Source organism: Speluncibacter jeojiensis (genome assembly GCF_029589495.1).
GTDB lineage: Bacteria > Actinomycetota > Actinomycetes > Mycobacteriales > Mycobacteriaceae > Speluncibacter > Speluncibacter jeojiensis.
Genome location: NZ_JAAIVF010000003.1, coordinates 304,112 through 317,239 on the forward strand (window position 1 = coordinate 304,112; position 13,128 = coordinate 317,239).

The 13,128-nt window shown below is 69.5% G+C and carries 11 protein-coding genes; 3 read left to right on the plus strand and 8 right to left on the minus strand.

Annotated features, from left to right (window positions below; translation table 11 throughout):
* The first annotated feature begins 191 nt into the window (after positions 1–191).
* From G4X40_RS12400 to gnd, 3 genes are all read left to right on the plus strand, one after another.
* Positions 192–1,013 (plus strand): tyrosine-protein phosphatase, encoded by an 822-nt coding sequence (locus G4X40_RS12400; RefSeq protein ID WP_277832836.1) that lies wholly within the window; start codon positions 192–194, stop codon positions 1,011–1,013.
* Positions 1,014–1,115: 102 nt separating this feature from the next.
* Positions 1,116–2,504: a glucose-6-phosphate dehydrogenase gene (locus G4X40_RS12405; protein ID WP_277832837.1), complete on the plus strand. Its 1,389-nt coding sequence runs from the start codon at positions 1,116–1,118 to the stop codon at positions 2,502–2,504.
* A 67-nt stretch (positions 2,505–2,571) separates the two neighbouring features.
* Positions 2,572–3,591, plus strand: a complete 1,020-nt coding sequence (gene gnd, locus G4X40_RS12410; protein WP_277832838.1) for a phosphogluconate dehydrogenase (NAD(+)-dependent, decarboxylating) — start codon at positions 2,572–2,574, stop codon at positions 3,589–3,591.
* A gap of 18 nt (positions 3,592–3,609) precedes the next feature.
* Here the strand turns inward: gnd and G4X40_RS12415 are convergent, their stop codons facing one another.
* The 8 genes from G4X40_RS12415 to rpsO form a co-directional block, all read right to left on the minus strand.
* The gene (locus tag G4X40_RS12415; RefSeq protein ID WP_277832839.1) at positions 3,610–5,988 is read right to left on the minus strand and encodes a glycoside hydrolase family 65 protein; all 2,379 of its coding nucleotides are present in this window, start codon (positions 5,986–5,988) and stop codon (positions 3,610–3,612) included.
* Positions 5,985–6,728 (minus strand): HAD family hydrolase, encoded by a 744-nt coding sequence (locus G4X40_RS12420; RefSeq protein WP_277832840.1) that lies wholly within the window; start codon positions 6,726–6,728, stop codon positions 5,985–5,987. The genes G4X40_RS12415 and G4X40_RS12420 overlap by 4 nt, the downstream gene beginning before the upstream one ends.
* A 51-nt stretch (positions 6,729–6,779) precedes the next feature.
* Positions 6,780–7,181: a flavodoxin family protein gene (locus G4X40_RS12425; protein WP_277833089.1), complete on the minus strand. Its 402-nt coding sequence runs from the start codon at positions 7,179–7,181 to the stop codon at positions 6,780–6,782.
* Positions 7,182–7,282: 101 nt separating this feature from the next.
* Positions 7,283–7,702: a hypothetical protein gene (locus G4X40_RS12430; RefSeq protein ID WP_277833090.1), complete on the minus strand. Its 420-nt coding sequence runs from the start codon at positions 7,700–7,702 to the stop codon at positions 7,283–7,285.
* A 38-nt stretch (positions 7,703–7,740) separates the two neighbouring features.
* Positions 7,741–8,487, minus strand: a complete 747-nt coding sequence (gene dapB / locus G4X40_RS12435) for a 4-hydroxy-tetrahydrodipicolinate reductase (RefSeq protein ID WP_277832841.1) — start codon at positions 8,485–8,487, stop codon at positions 7,741–7,743.
* 103 nt (positions 8,488–8,590) lie between these two features.
* Positions 8,591–10,018, minus strand: a complete 1,428-nt coding sequence (locus G4X40_RS12440; RefSeq protein ID WP_408642200.1) for a M16 family metallopeptidase — start codon at positions 10,016–10,018, stop codon at positions 8,591–8,593.
* Positions 9,987–12,323, minus strand: coding sequence for a polyribonucleotide nucleotidyltransferase (locus tag G4X40_RS12445; RefSeq protein WP_277832843.1), 2,337 nt, complete (start codon positions 12,321–12,323; stop codon positions 9,987–9,989). The genes G4X40_RS12440 and G4X40_RS12445 overlap by 32 nt, the downstream gene beginning before the upstream one ends.
* 495 nt (positions 12,324–12,818) lie before the next feature.
* On the minus strand, positions 12,819–13,088 hold the full coding sequence (gene rpsO / locus G4X40_RS12450; protein ID WP_277832844.1) for a 30S ribosomal protein S15: 270 nt from the start codon (positions 13,086–13,088) through the stop codon (positions 12,819–12,821).
* Positions 13,089–13,128 lie beyond the last annotated feature (40 nt).

The following is a 13,128-nucleotide window of genomic DNA, read 5'->3' on the forward strand; positions in this document are numbered from 1 at the left end:
GGTGATGCGGTGGGGCCGGTTCCCGGGTTCACCCGGGTGCCGGCCCCTTCTGCTGTCGCGGCCCGGTCGGTCGCGGCTCAGGAAACACTCAACTACCCCTGAAATAGTCGACACCGTGTTGCGAATGCCGTCGACTCGTCGCGCGCACACCGCTGCGGACGTCGACGGCCCGCCCGACGAACGGAGAACACATGGCGCCCCGCCTGACCCGCACCGCCGCCACCGGCGCCCTCACCCTCGCGCTCCTGGCCGCACCGGTGCCCGCGATCGCCTTCGCGACCACTGCGCCCGCCACCCCGACCACAGCGCAGTCGAGCACAGCACGGTCGCTGCACCTGACCGGCGCGTCCAACGCCCGCGACATCGGCGGCTACCGGACCACCGACGGGCACACGGTCAAGACCGGTGTGGTGTTCCGCAGCAATGCGCTGGGCAGCCTCACCCCAGCCGACCTCACCGCGCTGCAGCAGCGGAACCTGCGCACGGACATCGACTTCCGCACCGTCTTCGAACGCGCGCTCGCGCCCGACAAGCTGCCCGCCGGCGCCACCGAGCACTGGGACGACGTCGTCGGCGGCAGCGGCAATCCCGCGAACTACCTGAACATGGCCGACATGCCCGCCATGTACCGGCTCATGGCGACCGACCCCGGCGCCGCGAAGGCCTTCCACGACGCGTTCACCCAGATCATCGACTCCCCCGGCGCCTCGCTGTACCACTGCACCTCCGGCAAGGACCGCACCGGCTGGATGACCGCCGTCCTGCTGACGATCCTCGGCGTCCCGCGCGACACCGTGAACGCCGACTACATGCTCAGCAATCAGTACCTGGCCCGGAACGGCACCGCCACCGGCCCGCTCGCCGCGCTGCAGAACACCGTGCAGCAGGCCTGGCTCGACGACGCCTTCGCCGCGGCCGGCGCGAAGTACGGCAGCTTCGACAACTACGTCGCCCAGGGCCTCGGACTGACCACCGCGGACATCGCCGCTCTCAAGGCCAAGTTGCTGGTCTGAGGCGATGCGCTCGCACGCTCCGCGCATTCGGCGTTAACTGGTCGTCGGCAACCATGATCGACACGGCGCCATCGCACACCGATGCGCGGAGCGGAGAGCGATATGGCCGGTGAGGCCCCGGAAGCAGACGTCCTGGTGATCTTCGGGATCACCGGCGATCTGGCTCGCAAGATGACCTACCGGGCGCTGTACCGGCTCGAACAGCACGGGCTGCTGCGCTGCGAGATCGTCGGTGTCGCCGCCGACGACATCGGACTCGACGACCTCGTGTCCCGGGCGCGCGAGTCGATCGCCGAGTCCGGCACCACCGTCGACGACGAGGTGTTCACGCGGCTTGCCGGACGGCTCGACTATCTGTCCGGCGACGTCACCGAGCACGAGGTGTACCGGCAGCTGGCCTCCCGGATCCACCGCTACCAGCGTCCGCTGTTCTATCTCGAGATGCCGCCGAGCCTGTTCGCGCCGATCGTCGAGCAACTCGGGAAGGCCGACCTGCTCACCGGCGCGACGGTGGCGGTGGAGAAACCGTTCGGCCACGACCTGGACTCGGCGCGCGATCTCAACGCCCGGCTGCACGATGTCCTCGACGAGAGCCAGATCCTCCGCGTCGACCACTTCCTCGGCAAGGAGCCGGTGATCGAACTGGAGTACCTGCGTTTTGCCAACCTCGCGCTGGCCGAGATCTGGGACCGGCACACCGTGTCGTCCATCCAGATCACCATGGCCGAGGACTTCGGGGTCACCGACCGGGGCAGCTTCTACGACAAGGTCGGCGCACTGCGTGATGTCGTGCAGAACCACCTGATGCAGGTGCTCGCGCTGGTGGCGATGGAGCCGCCGGCCGGCGACACCGCGGACGAGTTGCGGGACAAGAAGTGCGAGGTGTTCCGCGCGATGCCTGCGCTCGATCCCGCGCACTGCGTACGCGGCCAGTACGAGGGCTACCTGGATGTCGACGGCGTCGAAGCCGGCAGCACCACCGAGACTTTCGTGGCGATGCGGCTCGAGATCGACAACTGGCGGTGGTCCGGGGTCCCGATCTTCCTGCGCGCGGGCAAGGGGCTGCCCGAACGGGTCACCGAGGTGCGGTTGCTGCTGCGCCGCACCCCGAAGCTCGCGTTCCTGCGCAAGTCCACCCAGGTCGACGCCAACCAGATCGTGTTGCGGATCGACCCGGACCCCGGCATGCGCATGCATCTGACAGCGATGGGCAAACAGACGTGGCAGAACGTGCACCTGCAGACGCTGTTCGCCGGCGAGCTCGGCGAGCCGCTCGAACCGTACGAGCGGCTGCTGCACTCGGCGATGTCCGGCGACCACAGCCTGTTCGCCCGCCAGGATGCGGTCGAGGAGACCTGGCGCATCGTCCAGCCGCTGCTCGACAACCCGCCGCCGGTACACACCTATCCCACCGGTTCGTGGGGTCCGGACGAAGCCGACTCGGTCGTGCGCGGCCACGCACACTGGCAGGAGCCCTGGCTCGGCGAATAGGCGGGCCGGGCTTCATCTGTCCCACAATCGGATTCGAGCACGTGATCGTCAGCAGAAAGGGGCTGTCATGCAACTGGGGATGATCGGACTCGGACGGATGGGCGCGAACCTCGTCCGGCGGGTGATGCGCGACGGCCATCAGTGCGTGGTCTTCGACCGCGACGCCGACGCCGTCCACGCGCTGGCCGACGAGGGCGCCACGGGCGTCTCGTCCACCGCAGAACTCGCCGCCGCGATGACCGGCCCGCGCGCGGTGTGGGTGATGGTCCCGGCCGGCGCGGTCACCACCTCGGTGATCGACGAGCTCGCCGAGGTCCTCTCCCCCGGCGACATCGTCATCGACGGCGGCAACTCGTACTACCGCGACGACCTCACCCACGCGAAGACCTTGTCCGAGAAGGGCATCCATCTGCTCGACTGCGGCACCAGCGGCGGCGTATGGGGTCGGGACCGCGGCTACTGCCTGATGGTCGGCGGCGATGCCGACGCGTTCGCTGCCGTCGAGTCGGTGTTTGCCTCGATCGCGCCCGGGGTCGACGCCGCGGCGCGCACCCCCGGCCGCGACGGCGAGCCGGCCCGGTCCGAGCGCGGGTACCTGCACTGCGGCCCCAGCGGAGCGGGGCACTTCGTGAAGATGGTGCACAACGGGATCGAGTACGGGATGATGGCCGCGCTCGCCGAGGGCCTGAACATCCTGCACAACGCGGACATCGGTACCCGCCCGTCCGAATCCGATGCCGAGACGGCACCGCTGGACCATCCCGAGTACTACCGCTACGACATCGACGTGGCGGAGGTGTCCGAGGTGTGGCGGCGCGGCAGCGTCGTCGAATCCTGGTTGCTCGACCTGACCGCGTCGGCGCTGCACTCCTCGCCGGATCTGTCCGAGTTCACCGGCCACGTCTCGGATTCCGGAGAGGGCCGCTGGACCGCGATCGCGGCGATCGACGAGGGCGTGCCCGCGCCGGTGCTCACGGCCGCGTTGTATTCACGTTTCGCCTCGCGCGACCTGGACCAGTTCGCCGACAAGGCGCTCTCGGCGATGCGCAAGCAGTTCGGCGGCCACGACGAGAAGCCTGCGCAGTGACCGCGCGGCTGCCGGCACTCACCTCCGGGTAGGGGCTCCCGCCGACCCGGTTCCGCGATGTTCCGGGACGCGCCCCCGCGGCTGTGTCGGCGCGGGGCGCGGTTCGGTCCGCGGCAGCGGCATCGTGACCGGCGCGCGCTCGGTGACCACCACCTCGGTCCCGTGGTGCAGCAACCGCACCGGATCCCCGGATTCGAGCGTGTAGGTCGCGCCGTCGTGGACGACCGACACCCGCAGCCGCTGCTTGCGCAGGAACACATTGAACGCGAGCCGGGTGATCCCCTCCGGCAGCAGCGGACTGAACGCGACCGGCCCCTCGTCGTGGTAGTGCCGCAGCCCGCCCAGTCCGTAGACCAGGGCGATCCAGGTGCCGGCCAGCGACGCGATGTGCAACCCGTCGCGGGTGTTGTGTTCGAGGTCGTCGAGGTCCATCAGCGCGGCCTCGCCGAGATAGTCGTGGGCCAGGCTCAGATGCCCGACCTCGGCGGCCAGCACCGCCTGCACGCACGCCGACAGCGACGAGTCGCGGACGGTGATCCGTTCGTAGTAGTCGAAGTTGCGCGACTTCTCCTCGGCGGTGAAGGCGTCGCCGCGCAGGAACATCGCGAGCACCAGGTCGGCCTGCTTGGTGACCTGTTTGCGGTAGAGGTCGAAGTACGGGAAGTGCAGGAACAGCGGATAGTCGTCGTCGGTGCAGACGGAGAAGTCCCACTCCTTGTGTTCGGTGAACCCCTCCGCCTGCGGATGCACGCCGAGTTCCTCGTCGTACGGGATGAACATCGCGTCGGCGGCGTCGTGCCACTGCGCCAGCTCCTCCTCGTCGACGCCCAGATCGCGGGCCTTCCCGGGATACCGGTGCCCCCACACCGCGGCGGCGCGCAGATTCTGCTGCGCCATCAGGTTTGTGTAGATGTTGTTGTCCGCGACCGCGCTGTACTCGTCGGGGCCGGTCACCCCGTCGATCCGGAAGCGCCCCTCGGCGTCGTGGTGGCCGAGCGAACGCCACAGCCGCGCCGTCTCGACCAGCAGCTCGAGCCCCACCGACTGCTCGAAGTCGGTGTCGCCGGTCGCCCGTGCGTAGCGGATGACCGCGTCGGCGATGTCGGCGCTGACGTGGAAGGCCGCGGTGCCGGCGGGCCAATAGCTCGAGCACTCCTCACCGTGGATGGTGCGCCACGGGAACGCGGCTCCGCGCAGACCGAGCTGCGCGGCGCGTTCCTTCGCGAGCGGCAGCGTGCTGTGCCGCCAGCGCAGCGCGAACGCGGTCGCGCGCGGCGACGTGTAGGTCAGCACTGGCTGCACGAACGTCTCACTGTCCCAGAAGGTGTGGCCGTTATAGCCGGGCCCGGTCAATCCCTTGGCGGGGATGGCCTGCCCCTCCGCGCGGGCGCCGGCCTGCAGCACATGGAACAGCGCGAAGCGCACCGCCTGCTGGATCTCACTGTCCCCGTCGAGTTCCACGTCCGCGCGATCCCAGAACCGGTTCAGCGCTTCGCGTTGCTCGGCGACCAGACCGTCCCAGCCGGTCTGCCGCGCCGACGCCAGCGCGGCGTCCACCTGCGCACGGATGCCCGGCAGCGACCGCACCCCGGACCAGCCGTAGGCGACGAATTTGACCACCCGCAGCCGCTGGCCCGGCTTCAACTCCGCCGTCAGCGTCACCCGGCCGAGGTCCGGGTGGCTCTCCGCCACCGACTGCACGTTCGACCCCTCGACGACATGGTCCATCGCGCACCCGACCCGCAGCCCGCTGCCGCTGGTCCGATGCACCAGTTGCGCCCAGAGCTGGTGGCTTCCATGCGCTTCCGGGCGCAGCGGGTCCGGCACCGCCGAGGCGGCGCGCGGGTCGCCGGCCACCTCGGGGAGCTGCTCGTTGGAGACCAGTTCCGACTGCACGACCACCCGCGCGGGGCCGTCGAGGACCTGGACGTCGTAGCAGATCGCGGCGACCGCACGTTGCGTCAGAGACACCAGGCGCACCGACTCCACCCGCACCCTTCGCCCCGCCGGCGAGGTCCACTCGACGGTCCGGCGCAGCAGCCCGGCGCGCAGGTCGAGCACCATCTCGTGCTCGTGGAGCGTGCCGTAGCGCACGTCGAACGGCTCGTCGTTGACCAGCAGCCGGATCAGCTTGCCGTTGGTGACGTTGATGACCGTCTGACCGGCCTCCGGGTAGCCGTAACCCGCCTCGGCGTACGGCAGCGGGCGCTGCTCCCAGACCCCGTTCAGGTACGAACCGGGCAGCCCGTTCGGCTCCCCCTCGTCGAGGTTCGCGCGCCAGCCGATGTGTCCGTTCGACAGCGCGAACACCGACTCGACCTGGCTGAGCACGTCCAGATCGAACCGGGTGGCCCGCACGCACCAGGGTTCGACGGTGAAGGCCGGATGCCGGATCACTGCTGCCCCAACAGGTTTGCGAGATCGTCGACGACGACGTCCGCCCCGTGTTCGCGCAGCGCATCGGCCTGCCCTACCCGGTCCACCCCCACCACCCAGCCGAAGTCCCCGGCGCGACCCGAGGCCACCCCGGCCAGCGCGTCCTCGAAGACCGCGCACCGGGCGGGCTCGAGGTCCAGTCCGCGGGCGCCGGCGAGATACGTGTCCGGCGCGGGTTTTCCGCGCAGATGTTGCTGCTGCGCGACCACTCCGTCGATGCGCAGCTCGAAAAGGTCGGCGATTCCGGCGGATTCGAGCACGTCGCGGCAGTTCGCGCTGGATGAGACGACCGCGCACCGCAGTCCGGCGTCGCGGGCGGCGTGCACGAACCGGACCGATCCCGGATAGGCCTGCACGCCGTCGGTGCGGATCATCTGCAGCACCAGGTCGTTCTTGCGTCGGCCCAGACCGGCCACCGTCTCGACATCGGGGCCGTCCTGCGTTGTGCCCTCGGGCAATTCGATGCCCCGCGATCGCAGGAACGACCGGGTGCCGTCGGCACGCGGCTTACCGTCGACGTACTCGTCGTAGTCGGCGTGCTCGTCGAACGGGACGAAGTCAGCACCATCGCGGCGGGCCCGGTCGCGCAGGAAGTCGTCGAACATCTGCTTCCACGCGCGGGCGTGCACCACCGCCGTCTCCGTCAGCACACCGTCGAGGTCGAACAGGCACGCACGCACATGATCCGGAAGGTCCAGCACGGCTTCGACGCTACCGCAGCCTCGGCGATGAGGGGTCTGCTTGGCGGACCGCTACCCCATCAGCTGCGCGGCGACGGTCGCACCGAGTTCCCAACACGCCTGCAGTTCGTCCTTGCCCGGTTTGCCGGAGGCCGTGACGTAGCCGGCGGCCTTCGACCAGCCCAGGCCGGTCGTGATCGAGTCGACGGCACGCTCGGCGCCCTCGGTGCCCTCGTTGCCGTGCAGGTACAGCCCGAAAGGTCGCCCGCGCGTCGAGTCGAGCAACTGGTAGTACGCACCGTCGAACGCGTGCTTGAGCGCGCCGCTGATGTAGCCGAGATTCGCGGGACTACCGAGCAGATACCCGTCGGCCTCGAGCATCTCGGCCGGTGAGACCGTCAGCGCCGGACGCCGGACCAGGTCGACACCCTCGATCTCGGGGTCGGTCGCGCCGGACACCACCGCCTCGAACATCGCCTGGGTGTACGGCGAGACCGTGTGGTGCACCAACAACAGACGTGCCACGCCGACTCCCTCGGTCCGTATCGGTGGGTCACACCGAATCTACCGTGCGCTCAGTGCGTTTCGTGTGAGCGTTCGCGTTCCTCGAGCGCGACCGCGCGGCGCATGATGTCGCGGGCGCGGCGCCGGTCACCGGCGTAGTCGTAGGCGCGGGCGAGCCGGTAGTTGCTGCGCCAGTTGTCCGGGTCGACCTCCCACTCGGACTTGACCTGGGCGAACAGCTCGTCGGCGGCGCCGCGCTCGACGCGTCCGGACGGCATCTTCGGCAGGTCGGCGACGTCGAGCTCGAGGCCCTCCTCGTGCATGCGGCGTGCCAGCTGCTGGTGCCGGACTCCTGCGCGCAGCGTCGACCAGGTGATCCAGATGCCGAGGAACGGCAGGATCAGCACGCCGATGCCCATGCCGATCGGTCCCACCCCGCCCATCTGGATCAGCTCGATGCCCTGCCGGCCCAGCAGGACGAAGTAGACCATCAGCGCGATGGCGATGCCGCCGATCGCGTACTGCGTCTTCACAGGTCCAGCAACGGGTCGAGCCCGACTGTCAACCCGGGCCGTCCGGCGATCTCCCGCACCCCGAGCAACACGCCGGGGACGAAGGACGTCCGATCGATCGAGTCGTGCCGGATGGTCAGCGTCTCGCCTTCGGTGCCCAGCAGCACCTCCTGGTGCGCGACCAGGCCGGCGAGGCGGACCGAGTGCACGCGCACCCCGTCGACGCTCGCACCGCGCGCGCCCTCGAGTTCGGTGGTGGTGGCGTCGGGGCTGATCCCGACCCCGCCCTCGCGCCGCGCCTCGGCGATGAGCGCTGCGGTCCGATAGGCGGTGCCCGACGGCGCGTCGGCCTTGTGCGGGTGGTGCAGCTCGATGACCTCGACCGAGTCGTAGAACCGCGCAGCCGCCTGCGCGAACCGCATCGACAGCACGGCGCCGATGGCGAAGTTCGGGGCGATCAGCACGCCCACCTCGGGTCGGTCGGCCAGCCGGCTCCGGACCCGGTCCAGCCGGGCCGCGTCGAAGCCGGTGGTCCCGACGACTGCGTGGATGCCGTTGCGGATCAGGAACTCCAGGTTGTCCATCACCACATCGGGATGGGTGAAGTCGACCACCACCTGGGTGCCCGATTCGACGAACGCCTCGAGCCGCTGGCCCTTGTCGACCTCCGCGGCCAACTCGAGGTCCGCCGCACGCTCGACACCGGCGCAGATAGCCTGCCCGACCTTGCCCTTGGCGCCGAGGACACCGACCCGAATGCTCACGTCAACCCATCTTTCGTTCCGACTGCTGCCCCGCCAGGTTTTCCCCTGTCGAGGGTACGCACCGCCATCGCCGACCTCCCTGTGAGGTCGGCGTCTGTCCCCGTCAGCGCACGATCGACCGCACCGCCCGCGGCAGATCGCGCTTGCGCGCGTACGGCCCGACCACCGCCGCGCCCATCGGCCGGTTCAGCAGCACCGCCGCCACCGCCCGCACCTCGTCGACCGTCACCGCGTCGATGCGCTGCAACGTCTCGGTGACCGACCGGTGATCGCCGTAGCTCAGTTCGCTGCGGCCGATCCGGGTCATCCGGGCGCCGGAGTCCTCCAGGCCCAGCACCAGCGACCCGCGCAGGGCGCCCTTGCTGCGCCGGCACTCGTCCTCGGTGATGCCGTTCGCCGCGACATCGGCCAGCACCCGCAGGGTCAGCTCGGTCACCTCGCCGAGGTTCTCCGGCTGGCACCCGGCGTACACCGAGAACACACCGGTGTCCGCGTAGGTGTCGACGCCGGTGTACACCGAGTACGCCAGCCCGCGCGATTCCCGGATCTCCTGGAACAGCCGCGAGCTCAGACCGCCTCCGAGTGCGTTGTTGAGCACCGACAACGCCCACCGGTGCTGCTCGTCGTGCCGGCCGAAGGCGCGCACGCCCAGACTCAGGTGCGCCTGCTCGCCGTCGCGGTCGAGCACCGCCAGCGTCGGCGCGGTGCGCAGCCGGGCCGTGCCCTCGCGGCGCGGCGCGGGCAGCCGATCGCCCTCGAGGTGACCCCCGAACGCCGTCCGGACCAGCTCGACCACGTGCTCGTGCTCGATGTTGCCGGCCACCGCCACCACCATCCGGTAGGGCTGATAGCGGCGTACGTGGAACGAGTGCAGCTGCGACCGCGTCATCGCCTCGATGGACTCGACGGTCCCGATGACCGGCCGGCCGACCGGGTGATCGCCGAACATGGCGGTGAGGAACGCATCGCCGAGCAGGTCCTCGGGGTCGTCGTCGCGCATCGCGATCTCCTCGAGCACCACCCCGCGCTCGACCTCGACGTCGCTGCCCGCGCACCGCCCGCGCAGCACCACGTCGGCGACGACATCGACCGCCAGCGCCAGGTCCTCGTCGAGGACGTGCGCGTAGAAGCAGGTGTGCTCCTTGGCCGTGAACGCGTTCAGCTCGCCGCCGACCGAGTCCACCGACTGTGCGATGTCGACCGCCGTGCGCGTCGGCGTCGACTTGAACAGCAGGTGCTCGAGGAAGTGCGCGGCGCCGGCCACGCTGCGGCCCTCGTCCCGGGAACCGACGCCGACCCACACTCCCACCGACGCCGAACGCACGCCGGGGACGAACTCGGTGACCACCCGCAGCCCGCCGGGCAGCACCGTGCGGCGCACCCCGTCGGCCACGACGTTCCCGACCGCGGCCTTCTTCGACGAGGCGCTGCCCGGGGTCGCCGAAGGGGCCCCTCGACCGGTGAGTCCGGCCGAGGGGCCCCTTCCTGCGGGTGACTGCTTACTCAGCGGAAGCCTCGGGCTTCTCGGCAGCCTTGTCGTCCGACTTGGCATCGGCACTGTCTGCGGTGCCCTCTTCGGGGACCGGCACCAGGCTGATCTTGCCGCGGTTGTCGATGTCCGCGATCTCGACCCGGATCTTCGAGCCGACGTTGACGACGTCCTCGACCTTGTTGATCCGCTTGCCGTTGCCCAGCTTGCTGATGTGCACCAGTCCGTCGCGGCCCGGGAGCAGCGAGACGAACGCGCCGAAGGCGGTGGTCTTGACGACCGTGCCGAGGAAGCGCTCGCCCACCTTGGGCAGCTGCGGGTTGGCGATGGCGTTGATCAGGTCGATCGCCGCCTGCGCAGACGGTCCATCGGTGGCGCCGACGAACACGGTGCCGTCGTCCTCGATGGAAATGTTCGCACCGGTCTGCTCGGTGATGGAGTTGATCATCTTGCCCTTGGGCCCGATGACCTCGCCGATCTTGTCGACCGGGACCTTGATGCTCGTCACGCGCGGGGCGTACGGGCTCATCTCGTCCGGCGCGTCGATCGCCTCGGCCATCACCTCGAGGATGGTCAGCCGCGCGTCCTTCGCCTGGGTCAGCGCGCCCGCGAGGACCTCGGACGGGATGCCGTCGAGCTTGGTGTCCAGCTGCAGCGCGGTCACGAAGTCCTTGGTGCCGGCGACCTTGAAGTCCATGTCGCCGAACGCGTCCTCGGCACCGAGGATGTCGGTCAAAGCCACGTAACGAGTCTCCGCAGTGCCGTCTTCCTTGGTGACCTCGTCGGACACAAGGCCCATGGCGATGCCCGCGACCGGCGCCTTCAGCGGCACACCGGCGTTGAGCAGCGACATCGTCGAGGCACACACCGAGCCCATCGACGTCGAACCGTTCGAGCTGAGCGCCTCGGACACCTGACGGATCGCGTACGGGAAGTCCTCGACGCTCGGCAGCACCGGCACCAGTGCGCGCTCGGCGAGCGCACCGTGGCCGATCTCGCGGCGCTTCGGCGAACCGACGCGGCCGGTCTCACCGGTCGAGTACGGCGGGAAGTTGTAGTGGTGCATGTACCGCTTGCTGGTCTCGGGGCCCAGCGAGTCGATCTGCTGCGCCATCTTGACCATGTCCAGCGTGGTCACGCCCAGGATCTGCGTCTCGCCACGCTCGAACAGCGCGCTGCCGTGCGCACGCGGCACCAGGGCCACCTCGGCGGACAGCGAACGGATGTCGGTGATCCCGCGGCCGTCGATGCGGAAGTGGTCGGTGAGGATGCGCTGGCGGACCAGCTTCTTGGTCAGCGAGCGGAACGCCGCGCCGATCTCCTTCTCGCGTCCCTCGAAGTCGGGGGCGACCTTCTCGAGCACGTCGACCTTGATCTCGTCGGTGCGCGCGTCGCGGTCGTGCTTGCCCGCGATGGTCAGCGCCTCGGACAACGGTGCCTTCGCGGCGGCCTCGACCGCGGCGTAGACGTCGTCCCGGTAGGCGGGGAACACCGGGTAGTCGCCGGTCTCCTTGGCCGCGTTGGCGGCCAGTTCCTGCTGGGCCTGGCACAGCACCGCGATGAACGGCTTGGCCGCCTCGAGGCCCTGCGCGACGACCGTCTCGGTCGGCGCCTGCGCACCGTCGGCGATCTTGGCGATGACCGAATCGGTGGCCTCCGCCTCGACCATCATGATCGCCACGTCGGCGGGCGTGGAGCCCGAGGCCGGCGTCACGATGCGGCCGGCGACGACCATGTCGAACACCGCGTTCTCGAGCTGTTCGACGGTCGGGAAGGCAACCCACTGCGCGGACTTGTTCGCGCCGGCAGAATTGCCCGGCTCCGCCGTGTCCGAGGTGATCAGCGCGACGCGCACGCCGCCGACCGGGCCGGAGAACGGCAGGCCGGCGATCTGGGTGGACGCGGACGCGGCGTTGATGGCCACGACGTCGTACAGGTCGTTGGGGTCCAGGCTCATCACGGTGACGACGACCTGGATCTCGTTGCGCAGACCGTCGACGAACGACGGGCGCAGCGGCCGGTCGATCAGACGGCAGGTCAGGATCGCGTCGGTGGACGGGCGGCCCTCGCGACGGAAGAACGAGCCGGGGATGCGGCCCGCGGCGTACATGCGCTCCTCGACGTCCACGGTCAGCGGGAAGAAGTCGAAGTGCTCCTTCGGCGCCTTGCTGGCCGACGTGGCGGACAGCAGCATGGTCTCTTCGTCGAGGTAGGCCACGACGGAGCCCGCGGCCTGCTGGGCCAGGCGGCCCGTCTCGAAGCGGATGGTGCGGGTGCCGAAGGCCCCGTTGTCGATGACGGCGGTGCTCTCGAACACACCCTCGTCGAGGTAGTCGTTCTCAGACATGGATTCTCTTCTCGTCCTCTCGTCTTTTCGCGCTTCCGTCCGCGAGCACACCGTGGTCCACATCAGGGGGTGCGCTGATCACGCTCGTGCGGTGGCGGTCTTCGATCGAAGCCATCGGGATGCCCGGGCGGCGTCGACCCCGTGTCGACGCGCTACCTGCCCAGGCGCACCGGTGGCCACTACCGAGGACCGACCGGTCACGCACGATCGACAGAAGCGGGGATTTCCGAATTGGTGTGGCCTTTGCTTCAGTGCTGTTCACATGCTCGGTGCTGCGCGGATCCATTCATCTTGGCCGACCCGAATTCCGAGCTGGCCACATTTCCCGACCCCGGGGAACCAGCGTCCACCATCAGGGCCAGGCAAAACACTACCATCGCGGCGCGGCGCGACCGTGCAGGCCGCACAAGACCCCCGTGTCGGCGATACGCGAGGGCCCGTCACCGATGACGGTGACGGGCCCTCGAGACGTACCGATCCGGGCTGCGGGCTGAATCAGCGACGCAGACCCAGGCGCTCGATCAGCGAGCGGTAACGCGCGATGTCGACCTTCTGGACGTACTTGAGCAGGCGACGACGACGTCCGACCAGCAGAAGCAGGCCGCGGCGGGAGTGATGGTCGTGCTTGTGCTCCTTGAGGTGCTCGGTGAGCCCGACGATGCGCTTGGTCAGCAGCGCGACCTGCGCCTCCGGCGAACCGGTGTCGGTCTCGTGCACACCGTACTCGGCCAGAACGGCCTTCTTCTCCTCGGTGGTCAGTGCCACGTGAGTTCTCCTGAATCACTGATGTCCGCGTGAAAGGGGG

What these genes read in the sequence shown, in the direction of transcription:
- G4X40_RS12400 (WP_277832836.1), top strand. Translation starts at nt 192, where the DNA reads ATGGCGCCCCGCCTGACCCGCACCGCCGCCACCGGCGCCCTCACCCTC.
- G4X40_RS12405 (WP_277832837.1), top strand. Translation starts at nt 1,116, where the DNA reads ATGGCCGGTGAGGCCCCGGAAGCAGACGTCCTGGTGATCTTCGGGATC.
- gnd (WP_277832838.1), top strand. Translation starts at nt 2,572, where the DNA reads ATGCAACTGGGGATGATCGGACTCGGACGGATGGGCGCGAACCTCGTC.
- G4X40_RS12425 (WP_277833089.1), bottom strand. Translation starts at nt 7,181, where the DNA reads ATGTTCGAGGCGGTGGTGTCCGGCGCGACCGACCCCGAGATCGAGGGT.
- G4X40_RS12430 (WP_277833090.1), bottom strand. Translation starts at nt 7,702, where the DNA reads ATGGTCTACTTCGTCCTGCTGGGCCGGCAGGGCATCGAGCTGATCCAG.
- G4X40_RS12445 (WP_277832843.1), bottom strand. Translation starts at nt 12,323, where the DNA reads ATGTCTGAGAACGACTACCTCGACGAGGGTGTGTTCGAGAGCACCGCC.